General features: G+C 66.2%; 18 protein-coding genes. 8 read left to right on the top strand and 10 right to left on the bottom strand.

What is annotated here, in order from left to right; translation table 11 throughout:
- Window positions 1-47: 47 nt before the first annotated feature.
- Window positions 48-716, bottom strand: coding sequence for an MspA family porin (locus tag MHN80_RS12875; RefSeq protein WP_004021785.1), 669 nt, complete (start codon window positions 714-716; stop codon window positions 48-50).
- A gap of 362 nt (window positions 717-1,078) precedes the next feature.
- Between MHN80_RS12875 and MHN80_RS12870 the strand changes: the two genes are divergently transcribed.
- Window positions 1,079-1,699, top strand: coding sequence for a hypothetical protein (locus MHN80_RS12870; protein ID WP_239402190.1), 621 nt, complete (start codon window positions 1,079-1,081; stop codon window positions 1,697-1,699).
- A gap of 17 nt (window positions 1,700-1,716) precedes the next feature.
- Here the strand turns inward: MHN80_RS12870 and MHN80_RS12865 are convergent, their stop codons facing one another.
- Entirely contained in the window at window positions 1,717-3,222 is a 1,506-nt protein-coding gene (locus tag MHN80_RS12865; protein WP_239402074.1) for a sigma factor-like helix-turn-helix DNA-binding protein, read from the bottom strand.
- A 146-nt stretch (window positions 3,223-3,368) separates the two neighbouring features.
- Here MHN80_RS12865 and MHN80_RS12860 point away from each other — a divergent pair, with 146 nt between their 5' ends.
- From MHN80_RS12860 to MHN80_RS12845, 4 genes are all read left to right on the top strand, one after another.
- Window positions 3,369-4,835 (top strand): class I adenylate-forming enzyme family protein, encoded by a 1,467-nt coding sequence (locus MHN80_RS12860; RefSeq protein WP_239402073.1) that lies wholly within the window; start codon window positions 3,369-3,371, stop codon window positions 4,833-4,835.
- 126 nt (window positions 4,836-4,961) lie between these two features.
- Window positions 4,962-6,824: a DUF3556 domain-containing protein gene (locus MHN80_RS12855; RefSeq protein ID WP_239402071.1), complete on the top strand. Its 1,863-nt coding sequence runs from the start codon at window positions 4,962-4,964 to the stop codon at window positions 6,822-6,824.
- The gene (locus tag MHN80_RS12850) at window positions 6,821-8,242 is read left to right on the top strand and encodes an NAD(P)/FAD-dependent oxidoreductase (protein ID WP_239402069.1); all 1,422 of its coding nucleotides are present in this window, start codon (window positions 6,821-6,823) and stop codon (window positions 8,240-8,242) included. Before MHN80_RS12855 ends, MHN80_RS12850 begins: the two co-directional genes overlap by 4 nt.
- Entirely contained in the window at window positions 8,239-9,561 is a 1,323-nt protein-coding gene (locus MHN80_RS12845) for a CdaR family transcriptional regulator (RefSeq protein WP_239402067.1), read from the top strand. Before MHN80_RS12850 ends, MHN80_RS12845 begins: the two co-directional genes overlap by 4 nt.
- 36 nt (window positions 9,562-9,597) lie before the next feature.
- On the opposite strand, the gene MHN80_RS12840 is transcribed toward MHN80_RS12845, so the two are convergent.
- The 3 genes from MHN80_RS12840 to MHN80_RS12830 form a co-directional block, all read right to left on the bottom strand.
- Window positions 9,598-11,334 (bottom strand): SulP family inorganic anion transporter, encoded by a 1,737-nt coding sequence (locus MHN80_RS12840; RefSeq protein ID WP_239402065.1) that lies wholly within the window; start codon window positions 11,332-11,334, stop codon window positions 9,598-9,600.
- A gap of 73 nt (window positions 11,335-11,407) precedes the next feature.
- Window positions 11,408-11,884, bottom strand: a complete 477-nt coding sequence (locus MHN80_RS12835) for a hypothetical protein (RefSeq protein ID WP_239402063.1) — start codon at window positions 11,882-11,884, stop codon at window positions 11,408-11,410.
- 101 nt (window positions 11,885-11,985) lie between these two features.
- Window positions 11,986-12,555: a TetR/AcrR family transcriptional regulator gene (locus tag MHN80_RS12830; protein ID WP_239402188.1), complete on the bottom strand. Its 570-nt coding sequence runs from the start codon at window positions 12,553-12,555 to the stop codon at window positions 11,986-11,988.
- Between the two features lie 70 nt (window positions 12,556-12,625).
- Here MHN80_RS12830 and MHN80_RS12825 point away from each other — a divergent pair, with 70 nt between their 5' ends.
- Window positions 12,626-13,588 (top strand): DMT family transporter, encoded by a 963-nt coding sequence (locus MHN80_RS12825; protein WP_239402061.1) that lies wholly within the window; start codon window positions 12,626-12,628, stop codon window positions 13,586-13,588.
- A gap of 16 nt (window positions 13,589-13,604) precedes the next feature.
- On the opposite strand, the gene MHN80_RS12820 is transcribed toward MHN80_RS12825, so the two are convergent.
- Window positions 13,605-15,356, bottom strand: a complete 1,752-nt coding sequence (locus MHN80_RS12820) for a DUF3556 domain-containing protein (protein WP_239402060.1) — start codon at window positions 15,354-15,356, stop codon at window positions 13,605-13,607.
- 97 nt (window positions 15,357-15,453) lie between these two features.
- On the opposite strand from MHN80_RS12820, the gene MHN80_RS12815 reads away from it, so the two are divergent.
- Complete coding sequence (locus tag MHN80_RS12815) at window positions 15,454-16,413, top strand: hypothetical protein (protein WP_239402059.1); 960 nt, start codon at window positions 15,454-15,456, stop codon at window positions 16,411-16,413.
- 19 nt (window positions 16,414-16,432) lie between these two features.
- On the opposite strand, the gene MHN80_RS12810 is transcribed toward MHN80_RS12815, so the two are convergent.
- The 3 genes from MHN80_RS12810 to MHN80_RS12800 form a co-directional block, all read right to left on the bottom strand.
- On the bottom strand, window positions 16,433-17,158 hold the full coding sequence (locus MHN80_RS12810) for a GNAT family N-acetyltransferase (protein ID WP_239402058.1): 726 nt from the start codon (window positions 17,156-17,158) through the stop codon (window positions 16,433-16,435).
- Window positions 17,159-17,180: 22 nt separating this feature from the next.
- Window positions 17,181-17,582, bottom strand: coding sequence for a DUF3761 domain-containing protein (locus tag MHN80_RS12805; RefSeq protein ID WP_239402186.1), 402 nt, complete (start codon window positions 17,580-17,582; stop codon window positions 17,181-17,183).
- Window positions 17,583-17,676: 94 nt separating this feature from the next.
- Window positions 17,677-18,195, bottom strand: coding sequence for an OsmC family protein (locus MHN80_RS12800; RefSeq protein WP_239402056.1), 519 nt, complete (start codon window positions 18,193-18,195; stop codon window positions 17,677-17,679).
- A 344-nt stretch (window positions 18,196-18,539) separates the two neighbouring features.
- Between MHN80_RS12800 and MHN80_RS12795 the strand changes: the two genes are divergently transcribed.
- Window positions 18,540-19,181 carry a hypothetical protein gene (locus MHN80_RS12795; RefSeq protein ID WP_239402054.1) on the top strand — a complete coding sequence of 214 codons (642 nt, stop codon included), beginning with the start codon at window positions 18,540-18,542 and terminating at the stop codon, window positions 19,179-19,181.
- Window positions 19,182-19,211: 30 nt separating this feature from the next.
- Here MHN80_RS12795 and MHN80_RS12790 read toward each other — a convergent pair whose 3' ends face one another.
- The gene (locus MHN80_RS12790; RefSeq protein WP_004021534.1) at window positions 19,212-19,436 is read right to left on the bottom strand and encodes an amphi-Trp domain-containing protein; all 225 of its coding nucleotides are present in this window, start codon (window positions 19,434-19,436) and stop codon (window positions 19,212-19,214) included.
- Between the last annotated feature and the right edge of the window lie 64 nt (window positions 19,437-19,500).

Raw genomic sequence — 19,500 nt, 5'->3', positions numbered from 1 at the left:
GGGAGCTCCGATTCGGCGAGTCTTGGTCATGGTCAACGGGTTCGCGGTCAGCCGATGGAGAACGGCTTGCCGTAGAGGTTCACCTTCTGGTGCACCTCGCCGGTGGTCTCGATCGTGGTGAAGGCACGGGCCTGGGCGTATCCGCCACAGTTCTGCACATCGATCTGGGCGTCGTCGTAACCGAGATGGTAGGTGCCGGCCTTCTCGATGTTCTTGGTGTTCAGCACCACGAACGTGACGTCGCCGGCGGCAAGTGGAACGGTCAGGGTGCCCGAGAGCGACGGCGCGGTCGGGGTCAGCGAGCCGGACAGCCCGCCCTGGAGGCCCTTGATGTTCACCTGGCATCCGATGATGTAACCGGTGGACAGTGTGGCGGCGGCGCCGTTCGTCGCGGTTCCGTTGCTCCCCGGTAGTGTCGTCTCGCCGGCCGCACCGACACTCGGCCCTGCCTTGGCGGGCTTGAGATGTGGTGCGTACAAGGTGATCTGGCCGCTGACCCAGGTGGTCCTGGACACGCCGTTCGCGGCCATCGACGCCGAGACCCGGGCGCTCTCCTCGGACCGGACGATCTGGATGCCCTCACCTTTCGCGGTGCCGCCCGGAAGTCGGACGAATGCGTCTGCGCCCGCCGACGCGGCGCCGGCGAGCAGCGCGGCAGTCACCGATCCGCCGATGAGTGCGGACAGTCCGACGGCCCGCAAGGTTCGTTGTGTCATCTCGTGCTCTCCTCGTTTCATCTCCCCGTCCGCGGACGGGGTGTCGCACTGCGTCGAGAACTCATCGCAGGGGGATGAGCCCGTCAGCTGCGGCAGGGTGGCGATCGTAGGTGAACGTACCCTAAATAGAAGATGAGTGAAAAACTATGTAGGGGTTGACACACACCCCTCGAATAAAGGTAGCCTAACCTCTGTAAGGCGGTGGGCTCCTCCGGCGTTCGCGGGTTGTGGTTCACGCACTGTGTGTCGGGTTCGACTGCAGCGCAGACGAACTCGTTGACCATCGGGGATGTGTGACTCGGACGTCGACTTCGTGCTCGCTGCTGGGAGCAGCCCACGACATTCACGGTGCATTGCCCGCAGTGCACACCGGCGACGTCGTCATCGACTTCGAACGCTTCTATGAGTCCGTGGAGTGGATGGCCGAGCAACTGGTCTTCTGCGGGGTCACTCCCGGGAGCCGGGTGGCACTCGCGATCCACACGGGTTGGGAGTTCGTCCTCGCGTGGCATTCGTTGCTGGAGGCCGACGTCGTGACGGTCCCGATCGTCCTCGGCCCACGCTGCAATGCGGTCGGCACTCAGGATGTCGGTTTCGTCTTCGCCCACATCGACCAGTGCGTCGAGGTCGAGGACTTCATCGAAGCCGTTGTGCCGCCGACTCGATCCCGGGTGCTGTACCGGGTTGCCGGTGATTTCGTACTCGTCGCTCTCGGAGGGGCTGCTCCGATCCGCGAGGAGGGTGGCCTCGTCACCGACCTCGATGCCGGGTCTGTCGACAGTGCTCGCCGCCTCGTGGCCGAGGCGGAGTGGATGGCCGAGGACGACGGCGGTGTGCGGCGAGGTGCCCGTGTCCGACTGGAAGGGGATCTCGGCACCCGCGAGACCATGGTCCGAATTCTCGCGTGTGCGTCTGCCCGCGCATGTGTGGCGGTCGACGCGCCCTTCGGGCTGCCCGAGTGGGGTGCCCCCGTCGCTCCGTGACCGATGCGCCCGATACCTCAGCCCAGCGCGGCGGAGACCCGGTCGGCGAGGTCGGTCTCACGACGCCGGGCGAGGAGGCCGAGGATGTCGTCGAGGGTGGAATCGTCGGGTAACCACAATGATTCCGCGAGTATCCGGGTGAGCCGGGACCTGGTGACGCGTTCCGGGCGACGCCCGATCCGGGTCAGGATGGAGTTGCCGGGTGACGTGCTGGAGTGCTCGGCCCGTCGAACGGCGAAGGTGCTCGGCCCGAAGTCGAGAAAGACCGCCGAACCGGCCGTGAGTTCGAGTGCGTCGATGAACCGTTTGATCGAACCCGTTCGTGCCTGAACCGACGCCCACGTGAAAGTCTGTGACCCCAGCCCGGTCTCGAGGGCGACCGGTGTGCCGGGGCCGATGCCGAGGACGCCGGCGAGGGCGCTGGGAATGTTGAATCCTGTTCCGCGACACTGCGCCGGAGTGATCGTGGTCGCCCAGTGCACGACGTCGTTCTCGCGGTACAGGCCGCGTGTCCGTCCAGGCGTCCGGCGGGGCCGATGTGTTCGTTCGCGCCGGGTGACAATGCCGCCGCGGGTCTGGAACTCGCCGGCCCCGGCGTACGCACGGATGGTGGCCTCGCTGACGTCGTGACGGCCGCGGATCGTCGCGATGACGTCGTCGAGAGGCGCGGCGCCGTCGCGGTCGGAGAGAATCGCATCGATCTGCAGATGGACCGGTTCGTATCGTGGGAGGCCCCACTCGACGAGGCCATAGCGGGTGCGGTCGGTCTTGACGATACGTGCGTCCGATGCGAGGGCGTTTCGAATACTGTTGTGGGCACGCGGGATCGACGATGTCGCGTTCACGATCTCGTCGAATGTCAACGGCGCGCCGTGTATCGCGAGCGTCGCGACGACGATCTCCCCCGTCGTCGAGCGGGTGGCGATCGCGTGGCCGTCGAGCACTTCGTATCCCGCCCGCCGCAACCACCGTGCGGCCGAATCATCGGGCAGGCCGAGGTGGTCGGCGATGGCGGCAACCGGAGGCACCTCGCCGGGGCGTGCCGCCGCCGCGACGGCTGACTTCGTGAACTCGGCGACCGCGCGGAGGCCGCCCCGGATGATCCAGTTCTCGCTCGTGCGCAGACCCGACGCCGCGGCCACCACTCGCCAGCACGGGGCCTCGAGGTCGCCCACCGGTGACCCGGCGAGCGTCGAGTCGCCGGTGAGCGCAGTGGCGTCCGCGATCGGCGCGGCCCGCCGGTCGATCATCGCCGACAGCTCGGAGAGAACCGGATCCGCGTCTATCAACGAGGCCAGACGGGCTCGGAGGGAGCGATCGATCTGGGTGATCCGCTCGCGGGACAGTCCGAGGATCTCGGCGACCTCTGACTGTGTTCGAGGGTGGGCGGCGTAGACCCGCTCGGTCAGCACCCGCCGCTCCTGGCCGGACAGTCCGGCGTCGAAGGCGGCGACCGCGTCGAGCGCCTGCCTGTCGCCCGGCGTCCGTTCCGACGCCAAGAGTCCGCCGGCATGCGCGGTCATGGGTGGTGCGTTCTCGTCCACCATCGTATTGTCCCCCGAGCACAAAGGTCAGGAGGAAGTCTGGCCTCCGCGACCGTTCCCGTTCGCCTCTCGCTTTCATAGTGTTCTGGATCACATCGATCACTACGAATTCGGAGGCAAGCCCGTTGACCAGCACGTACTTCGCATGGGATCTGACCCACCGCGCCGACACCCCGTGTGTTCGCGATGACGAGGTCGCCCTGGACTACGCCGGTTTCGCGCGGCGCGTCGAGGGTGTCGCCGAACAACTCAGCCGGGGTGGCGTTCGACGCGGGGACGTCGTGGCCACCTTTCTGCCCAACCGGATCGAACTGCTGGTCACGCTGATGGCGGCATGGCGGATCGGTGCGGTTGCCACTCCGGTCAATCCGGCATTCACCCCCGCGGAAGCCGAGTACCAGCTGACGGATTCGCGAGCACGGGTCGTCATCGGCACCCGCACAGCGGAACTAGGGTCCGGACTTGCCCGGTTCGACGTGGATGAGCTGGCGACGGGGCCGAGCGCGGACTGGCGGGGCTCAGAATCGCCGTCCGCCGACGACGACGCACTGCTCATCTACACCTCCGGCTCCACCGGCAGGCCCAAAGGTGTCCGGTTGTCGCACGGCAATCTGCACTACATGGCGTCGACGATGGTCACGCACTTCGGTCTCACCGAGGCCGACCACGCCCTCTTGGTGCTGCCCCTGTTCCACGTCAACGCCATCTGCGTGAGCTTCCTGGCGCCGATGCTCGCGGGCGGACAGCTGAGCATCACCGGAAAGTTCTCGCCGTCAAGGTTCTTCGATGATGTCGCACGCCTCACCCCGACATACTTCTCCGCCGTGCCGACAATCTACGCGCTACTGGTGTCGCAGGACGGACTGACAAGCGAGGCCATCGGGTCACTCCGGTTCGCGGTCTGCGGCGCCGCCCCGATATCGAGGGAACTCCTCGACCGGGTCGAGGGCGCTTTCGGGATACCTGTCGTCGAGGGCTACGGCCTGACCGAGGGCACCTGTGCGTCGGCCTGCAATCCGGTCGTCGGAGTACGCAAACTCGGGACGGTGGGCCCCGCGCTACCGGGCCAGCGGATCTCCGTCGTCGACGAACAGGGCACGGAGGTGCCCACCGGTGAGATCGGTGAAGTCGTCATCAGTGGGCCGAATGTCATGCGCGGCTACCTGAACCGGCCGGAAGCCACCGCGTCGACCATCGTCGACGGCCGACTGCACACCGGGGATGTGGGCCGGCTCGACGAGGACGGATACCTCACCCTGGTCGACCGCATCAAGGACATGATCATCCGGGGCGGGGAGAACATCTATCCCAAGGAGATCGAGAACGCCCTCGCGACCCACCCGGACGTGCTCGAGTGCGCGGTGGTGGGCGCGCCGGACGAGCTCTACGGCGAGTTGCCGGTCGCATTCGTCGTCGCATACCCGGGCCGCGCGGTGGACGCCGAGACGCTGGCTGCTCACCTCGCCGGTCGATTGGCAAAGGTCAAGCAGCCGAGCATCATCCAGGTCGTCGACCAACTCCCGCGAAATCCGGTGGGAAAGATCGACAAACCGGCGCTGCGATCCGGTCTCCGAAGTCCGCAGCCCATCTGATCCTCACGTCGACCCGACCTCGACGCCCGCGCTGGGCGCCGGGTCGGTGGCCGGCGCGCCGAGACCGGGAATGCCCGACCCGCATCACACAACCGACACACAGAACAAGACAAGGAGTGCGCACCAATGGGACTCACCCAACCAGACTTCCCCCAGGTGGACCCGGAGACATTTCTCCAGCGGCCGTTCTTCGACCGGATTCGCGTGCTGGGAGCACATTGGGCCGACCACGGTTTCGGGACACCGAAGATGGTCCATCTGATCTATCTGATGAAGGTCTTCGTCTTCTACGGAGGCGTCGGGATCGTGCTCGCGACGCTGACATCCGGACTGAACCCGCTGCATGTGACCGAGTGGTGGAATCAACCGATCGTCTATCAGAAACTGGTCTTGTGGACCGTGCTGGTGGAGGTCCTGGGCATCGGAGGGTCGTGGGGGCCGCTGGCCGGACATTTCAAACCGATGACCGGTGGCTTCCTGTACTGGCTGCGGCCACAGACGATCCGGCTCCCACCATGGCCCGGCAAGGTGCCCCTCACCAAGGGTGACTCCCGCACCGCGTTCGACATCGCGGTCTACGCGCTCATCCTCGCGAATCTTGCTGTTGCGATAGCACTCCCGGGTATCGTGTCGAACTCGCTGGACTCGGTGGTGGCCGACAATCAGGGACTGGTGAACCCCGTCCTGATGTACCCGCTCATCGCGTTGTTCGTCGTGATCGGCCTGCGTGACAAGGTCATCTTCATCGCCGCTCGCTCCGAGCAGTACCTCCCGGCGATGATCTTCTTCGGCTTCCTGCCCTTCGTCGACATGATCCTCGCGCTCAAACTGCTCATCGTGTCGGTCTGGGTCGGCGCCGGGATCTCCAAGCTGGGACATCACTTCTCGATGGTGATCCCACCGATGCTGTCGAACACCCCGTGGCTGCCGAGCAAGAAGATCAAGCGGGCGCACTATCGCAACTTCCCCGAGGACATGCGGCCGTCGAGGCTGGCCGGCGGCGTCGGGCACGTCCTGGGCACCATCGTCGAGGTCGTCACCCCACTGGTCTTGCTGTTCTCGACGAGCAAGTCGCTCACCGTGGCGGCGGTCGTCCTCATGGTGTGCTTCCACTTCTTCATCCTGTCGACGTTCCCACTGGCCGTTCCGCTCGAATGGAACCTGCTCTTCGCCTATGCCGCGGTGTTCCTGTTCCTCGGATTCCCGGCCTGGGACGGCTATGCGCTGACCGACACGTCGATGCCGTGGGCGATGGTGCTGATCGCCGCCGCGCTCTGCTTCTTCCCCGTGCTCGGCAACCTCCGTCCCGATCTGGTCTCGTTCCTCCCGTCGATGCGCCAGTATGCGGGGAACTGGGCGTCGGCCACCTGGGCTTTCGCGCCTGGTGCCGAGGAGAAGCTCGACCAGCACATCGTGCGGCCCGCGAAGAACACCCGCACCCAGCTCCTCGCGTCGTACCCGGCCGACGTGGCCGATGTCGTGATGCACCAACTGCTGGCCTGGCGTTCGATGCACAGCCAGGGGCGTGCGCTGTACTCGCTGATGATCCGTCATCTCGGCACCGACATCGACTCCTACACGCTGAGGGAGGCGGAGTTCTCGTGTAACTCGCTGGTGGCCTTCAACTTCGGTGACGGGCATCTCCACGACGAACGGCTCATCGCGGCGCTGCAGAAGCGGTGCGGTTTCGCGCCGGGCGAGTTCACGGTGGCCTGGATCGAGTCCCAGCCGATCCACCGGGGCACACAGCGGTTCAAGGTGATCGATGCGGCGCTGGGCGTCATCGAGACCGGAACCTACCGGGTGGTGGATGCGGTGAATGAGCAGCCGTGGCTGCCCAACGGCCCCATCCCGTTCCATGTCGACTGGACTCTCGACGTTGACGCTCGTCGCGCCGTCACCGATCCTGAAGTGGTGCATGAACCGCAGATGCGCTCCGATGATCGCAGCGCGACGCCGGTCCGGCTGACGGATCAGGCGCCGCAGTGACCACAGCTGTCGTGGTCGGCGGCGGGCCCAATGGGCTCGCCGCCGCTCTGCACCTGGCGCGCAACGGTGTCGACGTGCAGGTCCTCGAGGCGGCCGAGGTCGTCGGTGGCGGGGCCCGGTCGGGCGAGCTCACGGTGCCGGGTGTCATCCACGACCATTGTTCGGCCTTCCACCCGTTGGGTGTGGGCTCGCCGTTCTGGTCGGAGGTCGGTCTCGAACGGTACGGGCTGGTGTGGAAGTGGCCCGACGCCGACTGCGCACATCCTCTCGATTCCGGTGAGGCCGGGCTGCTGTTCCGCTCGGTCGGCGCCACCGCGGCGGGGTTGGGCGCCGACGGATCGCGCTGGCAGGCGATGTTCGGTGATCTGGCCCGGCATTTCGACGATCTGGGCGACGATCTGCTCCGTCCGGTCATGCACGTGCCCGGTCACCCGATCCGGTTGGCGTCGTTCGGGCCCCGAGCCGTCCTGCCTGCCACCGTCATCGCGCGCTGGTTTCGCACCGAGCGTGCCCGCGCGCTGTACGGCGGGATCGCGGCACACCTGTTCTCCCGGTTGGACCGCCCGCTCACCGCGTCGCTCGGGCTGATGATCGCCGCGAGCGGACACCGTTACGGATGGCCGGTGGCCGAAGGCGGTTCAGGGGCGATCACCGCGGCGATCGTCGGCGCACTACGGGATTCGGGCGGCAAGATCGAGACCGGTGTCCGGGTGAGCTCGCGTGCCGACCTGCCGCCGGCGGACATCACGTTGCTGGACTTGTCCCCGGCGCAGGTCCTCTCGATCTTCGGCGACGAGATGCCGGCTCGAATCCGACGCTCGTACCGGCGTCACCGGATCGGGTCGTCGGCGTACAAGGTCGACTTCGCGATCGACGGGGACATCCCGTGGTCGAATCCGGATTGCCTGCGAGCCGGGACAGTGCACCTCGGTGGGAGTTTCGACGAGATCGCCCACACCGAGCGACAGCGAGCGGCCGGTGTGATGGTCACACGGCCGTTCGTCCTGCTCGGTCAGCAGTACATCGCCGATCCCGGTCGCAGTGCGGGCGGCATCAATCCGATCTACGCCTACGCGCACGTCCCTCGAGGCTTCGACGGGGATGCCACCGAGCAGATCGTCGCGCAGATCGAGAGATTCGCCCCCGGATTCCGTGACCGGATCGTCGCGACCGCGAGCACTGGTACCGAACAACTCCATGCCTCGAACGCCAACTTCGCCGGCGGCGACATCATCGGCGGAGCGAACGACGGGTTGCAGATGGTCCTACGGCCCCGTGCGGCGCTCGATCCGTACGCGATCGGAGTACCGGGTGTGTACATCTGCTCCCAGGCCAGCCCGCCAGGTGCTGGTATCCACGGGTTGTGTGGGTACCATGCCGCCGAGTCGGCATTACGGTACGCACGGTCGACACGATGACCGCCTCGCGATCGTCCCGTGCGCTGTGGACAGCGGGAGACGCCGCGCGCGACCGGCTCGCCGGAGTTCCCGCGGCAGCCGGTTCCGAACTGCTCGAGCAGGCGGCCGTGATCGCGAAGACGTTGCAGGAGAACGTGTCCGACATCGTCTCCGAGTTGAGTGCGATGATGGCCCGGGAGATCGATCAGCTCGACACCGACCCCAAGCTGGTGGAGTTGCTCGAGGCGAGCGTGCACGGCAACGTCTCCACGATCATCCACGTCCTGGCGAACGACATCCCGATCGAGCACCTGCAACCGACCACCGCCGCGGTGGAATACGCGTTGCGACTGGCGCAACGGGACGTGCCCTCGAACTCGCTCGTCCGGGCCTACCATCTCGGGCAGAACAGCGTGATGCGCCAATGTTATCGATTGGTCGAGGATCTCGATCTCGACGCGGGTCAGTCGATGGCGTTGACCCGGCACATCTCCGATGTGCTGTCCGGTTACATCGATTGGATCTCCCTGTACGTGTTCGAGGCGTACGAAGATGAACGCCGGCGGTGGCTCGGGGTCGAGGGCAACGTGCAATCAGCGGCCATCCACTCGTTCCTCGACAGCGCCGAACCCGATGAGCGGGCCTTCGAGTCCGAGACCGGTTATCCACTGGACCGGCGGCACGTCGCGCTCATCCTCTGGTCCTCCGACGATGAACCGCGCGAACTGGTGACGCTCACCCACGCGGCCCGCGAACTCGGTACCCGACTGGGCGGAGGCGCACCACCGATCGTCACCGCGATCGACCGTTCGACGGTCTGGGCCTGGATTCCCTTGGTCGGGCGGGACATCACCGACGACTCCTCCGTGGTCACCGTCCGCTCGACCGTGCCGGCGGGGATCCGAGTCGCGGTGGGACTGCCTGCATCCGGGGCGCGAGGATTCCGGCGAACCCACGAGCAGGCGCGCGCCGCCTACTCGGTGGCGACCATGCCGGGTGGTACGGCGGATCGGGTGATCGGATTCGGAGACCGGGGTGTGGCCGTGGTGTCCCTGCTGGCACGGGATCTCGAGTCGACGCGGGCCTGGGTCCGGGAGGTCCTGGGCGGGCTCGCCGAGGACACCTCGACCGCGAACATGTTGCGGGAGACCCTGTCTGTGTACTTCGCCACCAAAGAGAGCCACCTCCACACCGCCGAGCGGCTCAACCTCCATCGCAACACGGTGAAGTACCGGGTCGGCAAAGCACTCGCCGAGGTCCCGGCGGACCGCGATCGCCTGGATCTCGCTCTGGCACTGACGGTCTGCGAATTCCTCGGGCCGGTGATGTTCGCGCGGTGAGCGTTGGTGTGGGCGTTGGCGTCCGGTGTCCGGGTGTCAGGCCCGTCCGTCGGACGGCTCGATGTCGCCACGGAACCGCCCGGTGATCTCGTCGATCTTCGCGCCGGTCGTGGGTGCGAAATGCGAGTCGTCGAACCTGGGGGAACCGTCGACGCGGAGGTCGTAACGCTGCAGTTGTTCTCGCACCGGGTCTTTCATCTCGGCGAAGACGAGTGTGATGGCGTGGGTGCGCAGATAGTCGTCCAGTTCGACGAGTTCGTCGACCGCGGTGGCATCGATGTCGACGATGGGTTCGGCCGCGATGATCACGGTGTGCAGTTGTCGGCCCGCTGTTCTCGCCTCGCGGACCTTACCGCGGACGTAGTCGTCGAACATGCCGCCGTTGGCGAAGAAGAGTGGTGCGTCGAACCGGATGATGAGCACACCGTCGATGCGTTCGGCGTCGGGATGGCGGGTCACATCGTGGTAGCCGCGTAGTCCCGGAACCCGCCCCAGCTCCGTCCGGTACGGACGCCACGCGAGATTCACGAAGGCGATGAACGACAGGCCGATCGCCACCAGGATGCCTTGCAGGACACCGATCAGCGCAACACCGAGGAACGCGGCGATCGACAGCGCGCCCTCGACCCAGTTGGCGCGGAACAGCGCCAACACGCCGGAGATGTCGATCAGCGAGATTGCCGCGGCGATCACGACGGCGGCCAGCGCTGCCGACGGCAGGTAGGCGGTGACTCCCGGTGCGACGAAGATGAACACGACGATCAGGAGCGCCCCGACGACCGCGGCGAGTTGCGATTTGGCCCCGGCCTGTTCGGCCACCGGGGTCCGGGACGACGACGCCGAGATCGCGAACCCGCTCAGGAACCCGGTAACGATGTTGGCGGTGCCGATGGCCGCCATCTCCTGGCTGCCGTTGACCTGGTCGCCGGCTCGGGCAGCAAAGGTCCGGGACAGCACACTCGTGTCGGCGAAGGCGATCAGTGCGATACCGACAGCTGGGCCGATGAGGCTGATGACGTCGTCGACGGTCACGCCTTCCAACGACGGTGACGGGAACCCGCGGGGCATGGCGCCGACGACCGGCAGATCGTCGGACCATCCGAACACCGCCACTGCGACGATCGAGGCCACCACCGCGACGAGGACACCGGGAATGGCCTTGCGCCAGAACTTGAGCGCGAAGATCAGGACGAGGCATGCGATGCCGATGGCCGAGGGGAGCAGTTCGGCCTCACCGGACGCGACACCCTTGACGATGTTGACCGCCTCCTGGATGACGGAATCGCCGTCGACGCTGAACCCCAACAGCTTCGGCAGTTGGCTGAGCACGACGACGAGTGCGATTCCGTTGAGGTAACCGATACGGATCGGCTTGGACAGGAGATCGGTGACGAAGCCGAGCCGGAGCAACCCGCCGATCAGCAGGACCAGGCCGACCTCGATGGCCAGTACGCCGGCGAGCGCGATCCGTTCTTCGTCGAACGCCGCGAGCGGGATGATCGACGCCGCGATGATCGGTGCGAGCGACGAGTCGGGGCCGAGGACCAGGATGCGGGACGGTCCGACGGCGGCGTACACGAGCAGCGGTATCACCGTGGCGTAGAGCCCGGTGACCGGCGGCAACCCGGCGACTTCGGCGTATCCCATACCCGCGGGGATCAGCAACGCCGTCAGCACGATACCGGCGACGATGTCGCCCTTCAGCCACGACTTCTCGTAACCGCGGAGCACTCCCAGCCCGGGCAGGAACCGTGAGACCGTTTCCGGTTGCATCAGGCGATTATGGGCCTTCCCGGCCGCGTCGGCACGCCTTTGCCGAGTGGATATCGTGCCGGATTCGATCGGGTCAGGCGGTGACGGTCCGGGCGACGCTTCTCGAGGCCGATGTCCGCGGCGCGACCACCGGTGACAGCGCCAGGGCGATGGTGCCGGTGACCGTGAGATGCGCGGGAACCTCGGCGTGCAGGGTGCGACGATGGCGGGAAAGGTCGACCACGGTGAGGTCGGCCATGGTGGCGCCCGCGAGGTGCGTGCCGGGGAAAGCGACGTCGAGCACCGCGGAGTGCAGGGGGAGAGCGGCGTCGACCTGGACGACGACGCGACCGTGTGCGGCAACCGCGGACGTGATCCGGGTGACAAGGGTGGGGAACCACACCGAGGTCGGGCACAGGGACTGGCAGACCGGTTGGCCCTCGGTGTCGAGGTAGAACGCGATCTTGCGGTGCAGGGATTCTGCGCGGAGCGAGAGATCGCCGGCGACGACATCCGTGCCCGACGCGTGCAGCGTTGTTCCCCACGTTGTCGTCTCGAACGTTCTGGTCACGGTGACACCTTTCAGTGAGGGCAGCATGTCGAACAAGGTCACCGGATCAGATCTACTCCGTGAAACGGTGTCGGGGAACAGATCCTGGCGCTAAGAGTTCGTCAATTCGGCTGCTGCGACGCGAGCATCTCGAGCGCGACGTCCCGAGCGGCGTCGAGTGCATCGGGTTCGACGCCCATGCCGGCGGTCACCAGCGCGCCCTCGTGCAAGATGAACAACCGTTGCGCCAGTGTGTTCCCGTCGGAGACACCGGCATCCGCCGCGATCGAGCGGAGCAGATCCCGTAGCTCGTACTTCTGCCCGACGATGATCGGATAGGCCGGATGGTCGGGATCGCTGATCTCGGCGTGCGCGTTGATCATCGCGCACCCCTTGTGGCCTCGGTCGGCCGACCAGTCCCGCGTGGCGTCGAAGACCGCGGAGAGTTGCGCGCCCGGAGTCGCGTCGGCCGCGTCGAGCCGGGAGCGGAGGAATTCCTGCCAGGTGGCGTTGCGGGCACGTAGGTACTCGACCACCAACTGTTCCTTGGAGCCGAAACGGTCGTAGAGCGTGCGCTTGGTGACGCCTGCCGCCTCCGCGATGGAGTCGACGCCGACCGCATGGATTCCGCGCTCGTAGAACAGCGCGGAGGCCGCGTCCAGGATGAGGCGGGCCTTCGGCGTCCAGTCCACGGTCGCCGGTGCGGCCTCGTGATGAGTGGGCACATGACAAAGACTACACCGATCGGTAAGGTCGGCGAACATGCAGACTTCACAGATCGGTATACCCGCGCGTTGGGCGACGTTTGCGATGTCGGCGGTGTTCGTCATCTGCTGGTCGTCTGGATTCATCGGAGCGAAACTCGGCGCCGGGGCGGCATCGGTGCTCACCGTGCTCATGTGGCGCTTCCTGGTTGTGGCGGTCGTGCTCGGGGGTGTCGTGTACGTCCTGTGGCGGCGGCGTGGTCTGGCGACTATGTCGGCGAGGTGGCTCGGTTCTCAGCTCGTGATCGGGGCCCTCTCGCAAGCGGGTTACACCGTCACCGTGTACTGGGCGATCGCGCTGGGCGTCAGCACCGGCACGACGGCACTGATCGACGGCGTCCAGCCGCTCGTCGTCGCCGCGATGGCTGGGCCGCTGCTCGGGGCGGTCACCCATCGACGCCAGTGGTGGGGACTGCTCGTGGGAGCGGCCGGCGTCGTCGTGGTCACCTGGTCGGACGCGGCATCGTCGGCAGGTGCGCCCTGGTGGGCATACCTGGTTCCGCTGCTGGGGATGGCCGCCCTCGTCGCGGCCACCTTCCTCGAGCGGCGCGTCGACGACTCACCCTCGCCTGTCGTCGTCTTGGCGATCCACTGCGGAGCGTCCGCGGTGATCTTCACCGTGGCAGGGCTTCTCGCGGGAGTGGCGATGCCGCCGGCAGACGGCGCCTTCTGGTTGGCCATCGTCTGGCTGACGGTGCTGTCCACCTTCGGCGGCTACGGGTTGTACTGGGTGCTCCTACGACGATCCGGCGTCACATCGGTGAACACGCTCATGTTCCTCATGCCGCCTGTCACCGCTGTCTGGGGCACCGCGATGTACGGCGAACCCTTCGGCTGGGCAACGGCTCTCGGGCTCGTGATGGCATGCGGCGCCACCTGGGTGGTGAATCGTGCGGCACCGCCGCCCGAGGCACGTGATCGGGGGGAGGCCGAAGCGCGTACGGCAACCGCTGCTCCCTGAGGTCGGGCGTTGCCCCTCACTCGGAGGGTTCGTCCGTGCGGTCTCCGTCGGCGCGCCAGGTCACCGTGACCGGGACCTGGTCGTCCCACGGTTGGCGGGTGACGAGGTCGGCGACACGCACGTACCCGCGCTCGAACTCGCCGATCGCCGGGTCGACGAGACGGTACTCCTGCGTCTGACGGTGAATGGGTTGCGCGTCGAGCAGCACGATCCGAACTTCACCGGGCTCGAAATGGCAACGTCGCTGCAAGGATTCGATGAGTTGCTCGTTCGAGAGATGCCCGTCCCCGAAATTCCACCCCATCGCCGTGCTGCAGATGCGTTCGCCGTCGGTGAGGACGTACTGCTCTTCGGGCGTCGGGTGCATCGCTCGGTGCGCCAGCGTGAACAGCGCCCGACCGTGACTGTTGAACGAACGGAACGCATATCCCATGTAGAGCGGGATCTGGGCTGCTTCCGGGCTGCCGTAGAAGCGTTCGAGTTGTGCGGCCGGCATGGACGCGATGGCGACGATGCCCTGCTCGATCTTCGCCGACGCCGACGGTTTGATGCACCACAGGCCGGTGTCCCAGTTGCCGGCGTAGTACCGCATTCCCGGCAGGAACGAGACCTTGCGCGGCATCAGATTCCCGACGACGACAGTGCCTGCGGAGACTGCGAAGAGCAGTATCGGCCAGGGCGATTGGAGATCGGTCAGTCCGATGCCGGGGTGACCGAGGAAGATCGCCACGATCCCGAACATCATGAAGACGTTCCATTCCAACGGAACGCCCATCGGGATCGACGACAGGATGCCGAAGTGGAAGACGAGCATGATGGTCGCCGCGATCGCGGTCACCCATCCGCCGTGCGAGAAGAACAGGACAAGCGGGACGAGGCCCTCGATCGCAGTCGAGAAGTGGGCGATCCACCGCGAACGACGCCCTGGCCTCAGGTCATCGGGGAAGTTCTCGAAGAACTTGCGCTTGATCTTCGGCGACCGCCAGATCGGGTTGTTGGACATCATCGTCGCGATGACGAAGGGGAAGTGTTTGTTCAGCTTCGACGTCGCCGCCCCGAGCCAGATGCAGAGGAATACCAGCTTCGCGGCGATGATCATGTCGACACCGCTGAAGAGGAACGCGACCGTGAACGCGCCGTAGACCTCGCCGCGCGCCGCCAGGAACACGGTCTTGTCGCGCAGACCGATAGCAGCGAGCAAGCCCACCACGGCCCAGATCTGCCAGCTGGGGAGGACGCCGACGGTCGTGTCCAATTCCGGGATCGCGCCGGAACCCGGGCTGAACAGCGCGATGACGAGGACGACGAGCAGCGCGCCGTAGAGGACGATATCAACCGGACCACGAGAGTCTCCTGCGGTCAACGGGATTCGCGGCCACGGTGGTTGACGGATGGTCTTCGTGCGCAACCAGTAGAGGATCGAACCCAGCGGCGGGAAGAACCGGTTGTTCAGCGGACCGAACCCACATCCGAGGCCCACGACCTCGAACAACATGGTGTAGAGCACGATCTTCTGGAAGACGATCGGCTCGTTGTACCAAGTCGTGACGTCGAAGAAGCCGTCGATGCCGGGGGTGCTGATGACAACGACCCAGCCGATGAGGATGTAGGCGAGGATCTTGCCCACATAGAACAGGTGTAGGGCCACCGGCGTCCCGAACCCGACTTCGGCCCAGTGCCGGGCCATCGGCTTGATCTTCTCCGCGCGAGAGCCCCGGCTCCACGTCGGGAAGTCGATCTCCGGGGTTGTCTGTTTCAGGAATCCCATCGTCGGAGAACCTAGCAAACCAAGTGCTTGCTTGGTGCCGGTTCGGTTGTCTGAGCGACAGCGACCGTTGGGGTGTGAACCGTGGTCTACTGAATGGATGATGTACGTCGTGATTGCCGTCTTCGTGGTGGTCATGGCGGCGGCCCTCGTCGTGCTGCTGGGCATGGCGATCGGCGCATTCTCGGCGATGTTCACCGGCATGCGTGACGACATCCGCAGCCGGAGGGCGGCCACGCGGTCGAAGGCAGGCGGCCCACTCCCGACGCGCGCACCCGAGGAATCCTCGGCGGACCCGTTGGCCGAACTCGCCGACACGCTTCGGGTGGCGCAGGCCCGGCGGTGGGAGTCATGCGAGTCGATTCGACAGCGCCTGGACGTCGATCCCTCCGACGGCGGGGAGGGCGATCCCGGCGGGTTCATCTTCCGAGCCCTGAACATCTGGTGTGGTCGATCGCTCGTGGGGTTCGACGATGGGCCCGACGATGCGGGAGGTCGGGCTCAGGGGTACAGACGAGCCGTGGACGAACTCGACGGCTTCTCGTCCGACCCGATAGGTCAGATCGCATGGACGACCGCGTCGGTTGCCGAACGCATCGACGGCCTCCCCGCGTGGCGCCTCGACTTCTTCGATCGCCACTCGGTGCGCGTCGACCTGAGCGGTGAGGTCACCGCCATCGCGAACGCGGCCGTCGGCCTTCGCGACCAGTTCGCCATTCTCGGCGACGCGCCGGCGGGGCACTTGGCCGTCGACCCGGAAGTGGTCTCCACGTTTGCCGAGAAGTCACTCCTGCTGTCGGGCCGCCTCGACGAACTGGTCCGGCGCCTGGAGGCGTTCGCCGGTTACGAGCAGATCGTCGCGCAGATCCAGCATCGGCAGGAGAAGCAGGCGTGGCTCGACCGTGTAGGCGGGATCAACGATTTCGAGCATGTCGTCGCCACCGAATGGGATCGGGCGGAGGCCGACCGGGTGCGGCACATGGCGGACGAATCGGATGTGCTGGCCTCGATCTACCTCGATGAGATTGCGCCGCTGGCGAAGTCGTTGAAGCGCAACTGACCGGGACCGGTCGGTGTGCTCATCGCGGGGCGGTGACGATCTGGAACAGGACCTCCCGGCGGACGACGAAACCCAGTTGCTCGTATAACCGGATCGCGCTGACGTTGCGGGCATCGGCATGAAGGATCGGGGTGTCGCCTCGGTCCCGGATGCGGTGTGCCAGATCGAGTACGAGTCGTGAGGCCAGCCCGAGGCCGCGAAACTCCGGGTCGGTGCACACGGCGCTGATCTCGGTGTACCCCGGAAGCCCGAGCCGTTCGCCGCCCATCGCGATGAGACGACCGTTGCGTCGAATCCCGAGGTAGGTGCCCATCTCGATGGTGCGAGGACGAAACGGGCCGGGGCGGGTCCGTTCGACCAGATCCCTCATGTCCGGCACATCCGCAGGTGCCAGGGGCACGGCCTCGTCGTCGCGTCGCGTGTCGACGCCTGCATCGATCATCTGCACTCCGGGCAGGTCCATCGTCGTATCCCATTCGTCTGGTGGACGATTGGTGACCACCGGCAAGAACAGGGAACCACCCGGGCCGACGAGTTCGGCGGCGTCCGACCAGTCCTGCGCGGTGGGAGAGTCGGGGAGAGCTGCCATGGGGCAGACGTCGGGGTGATACCGCAGAGCCGAACCGTGGCGCTGTGTGAAGTGGGCGTGCGGACCGGTGAGCGCCGCGAGAACCGGGTTGTCGAGCAACGCGTGACCGGTGCTTCCGTGTTCGGGTACCCGTTCGTCGGTGATGCGGTCGGTCACACGGTGACGATACGCGAGAAGATCAGCTGCTTCCGAAGAGGAGGGCGCCGAGGAATCCGATGCCGATCACGGAACTACCGATCACCGCGCTGCCGAAGCCGAGTTCGGCGCTGCCGCTACCACCCGCCCCGGCGGTACCTGAATCGTCTGCGATCCCGCCGTGCCGGGAACAGGCACCCTGGCGGTTCTCGGCGTGGCTGTAAGTTCCGTCTTTGCAGCGGATTCCGGTCGGTGAGCTGTCGGGACCAGGGACGCAGCTCCCCTCCGAGTTCTCGTACCACCCTGACCCGCAGGTGTAATCGACCTTGTGACCACCTGGGTCCGCGTGAGCGGGCGCGCCTCCGCCGGATACGCCGGCGATCAGAACACCGAAGGTCAACACAACTATTGCGGCGAGTCCTAAGAGAAGTCGCCGCGCTGTCATCGTAGGCATCGGGCCATCGTCGGCGAATCGAGCGTTGGCGTGGCAACCTTCGACCGATCCGGCACAGATCTGCTGTCGAACGTCGGGGGTCGTGTCAGTTCACGACGATCTCCACCGGCACCGCGTTGCCGAGGGTGTGCCCGACCGGTGAGCTCGCCTGGACTCTGGCGTGCAGTTCGTCGAGCTTCTCGCGCGGAGCGTCGGAGTCTATGGTGACTGTCGCGGTGATGGACTCGAACCCCGCATGGCCCTCCGCCAGGCCGAGGAAGACGTGGAGGTCGAGGTCGCCTTTCAGATCGATTCGCAGATCCTTGAGTTCGATGCCCGCCGTCGTGGCGTTCGCGGCGTAACCGACGGCCAGGCAGTTGCCCAACGCACCGAGTAGTTGCTCGACGGGGTTGGGCGCCGTGTCGCCGCCCCCGAGCGCGGCGGGCTCGTCGGATGCGATCGGCGAGAAGTTGCGAATCCGGGCCGCCGATGCGAACGAACCGTTCCACTGGACGTGCGCGGCCCACGTCGTCTGAGCCTTGGTGGCGTCGCCCTGGATCGCTTCGACCAGTTGGCCGACGGCGGCGATGTCCACGTCATTGAGGCGGGTGGCGGTCTCGGTCATGGTGCTCCTTCGACGGTCTGGTTGCCGACGAAGCTAGCGGGCGACGCGGTGACCGGCGAGGTTCTGCGTCAGGCTGGGCGGAAGCCTTCACTGTTGTCGCACGGGAGCGCATCCTGCGCGTCCGCAGATCGTGATCCGTAGCGCTGTCGACCCTGACTGCCAGACTTCAACTCGACTGACAGACCTCGATCGAAGTCTGTCAGTCGAGTTGAAGTCTGGGAGTGGGGGCGAACAGCGGCTGGGTGGTGGCATGAGCGCACCGAACCCGCTAGATTGTTCAGCATGCTGAACAATGTCGAGGTGCCTAGCGCGTGCCGCCACTCGCCGAGGACTGAGGGGCGAGTGTGACACCTGCGGAACAGGTCTCGATTCCACTGGCGCTGTTCGACTTCGTGCCGGTGGTCTTCGGTGCTCTTGGGGCATTCATCGTCGCGCGCCGAATCGGCTGGCTCCCTGCGTATGTCGGCGCCGCCCTTATCTTTGCCGGTGGATTCGCGAAAGCTACCTGGAAGCTCCTGGCTGCCTCCGACGTTGCTGACATCCCCAGGCTGGCGGATGGGTTGTTTCCACTCATGGGATGCGGGTTTCTGCTGCTCGCGGCAGCTGCGTGGGGAGTCCGCAACCTCGCGGTCGCTCTCCTTCTCATGGGTGTGGCGGCTGTTGGTGTGTCGGTACCGGCGATCGCGGGCTGGTACCTGATCGCGGTGATACTCGGATCGACAGCGCTCTACGCCGCCCTCGCTCGCGATGCGTGGAAGGTCCGTGACGTCACGACGGTGGCGCTGCTCGCCGTGTGCCTGGTGGCGGCTTACACGCTGGGGCCGCTGGCGGGTCGAGAACAGACGCTGTCGCTGCAGTGGCTCGAGCAGTCGATCAACGCGGTCGGCCAGGCAGCTTTCGCGCTCGCCGCTTGGCGGCTGACGCGTGTGGTTCGCTCGGATGCGGCACGGGACGGGACCGGGGTGCTGACGCAGCACAGCCTCTGACACGGCCCGCCGACTGAGAATGTCGCCTGTCTACCAGGTGATTTCGATCTCCAGCTCGGATTCGTCCTCGCCCCGCTCGATCTCGATCTTCAACTGGACCCTGGCCGGGATGTCCACGCGGACGGTCTTGTTGTTCTCCACGAAGGACACTTCGTTGTGTCGCGCGATGGCGTCCGCGAGTTCGTGAATCTTCTTCGCCGCCTCCTCGCGAGTCAGTTCCGTCTTGGTCTTGTGCTCGAACAGTTCGTCGCTCATCAGTCCATCTGAACCGACCGGATGGGTCCGGTCAAGCGACATGCGTGCCGACAAACGCCGACCC

It is taken from the genome of Gordonia sp. McavH-238-E, assembly GCF_022348225.1.
In the GTDB taxonomy this organism is placed as follows: Bacteria; Actinomycetota; Actinomycetes; order Mycobacteriales; family Mycobacteriaceae; genus Gordonia; species Gordonia terrae.
Note: the sequence above shows the minus strand (reverse complement) of the source record. Positions and strands in the feature narration are given on the sequence as shown.

Coding starts and splice junctions, on each gene's coding strand:
- MHN80_RS12875 (WP_004021785.1), bottom strand. CDS start 716: ATGACACAACGAACCTTGCGGGCCGTCGGACTGTCCGCACTCATCGGC.
- MHN80_RS12865 (WP_239402074.1), bottom strand. CDS start 3,222: ATGACCGCGCATGCCGGCGGACTCTTGGCGTCGGAACGGACGCCGGGC.
- MHN80_RS12855 (WP_239402071.1), top strand. CDS start 4,962: ATGGGACTCACCCAACCAGACTTCCCCCAGGTGGACCCGGAGACATTT.
- MHN80_RS12845 (WP_239402067.1), top strand. CDS start 8,239: ATGACCGCCTCGCGATCGTCCCGTGCGCTGTGGACAGCGGGAGACGCC.
- MHN80_RS12840 (WP_239402065.1), bottom strand. CDS start 11,334: ATGCAACCGGAAACGGTCTCACGGTTCCTGCCCGGGCTGGGAGTGCTC.
- MHN80_RS12825 (WP_239402061.1), top strand. CDS start 12,626: ATGCAGACTTCACAGATCGGTATACCCGCGCGTTGGGCGACGTTTGCG.
- MHN80_RS12820 (WP_239402060.1), bottom strand. CDS start 15,356: ATGGGATTCCTGAAACAGACAACCCCGGAGATCGACTTCCCGACGTGG.
- MHN80_RS12815 (WP_239402059.1), top strand. CDS start 15,454: ATGATGTACGTCGTGATTGCCGTCTTCGTGGTGGTCATGGCGGCGGCC.
- MHN80_RS12805 (WP_239402186.1), bottom strand. CDS start 17,582: ATGACAGCGCGGCGACTTCTCTTAGGACTCGCCGCAATAGTTGTGTTG.
- MHN80_RS12800 (WP_239402056.1), bottom strand. CDS start 18,195: ATGACCGAGACCGCCACCCGCCTCAATGACGTGGACATCGCCGCCGTC.
- MHN80_RS12790 (WP_004021534.1), bottom strand. CDS start 19,436: ATGAGCGACGAACTGTTCGAGCACAAGACCAAGACGGAACTGACTCGC.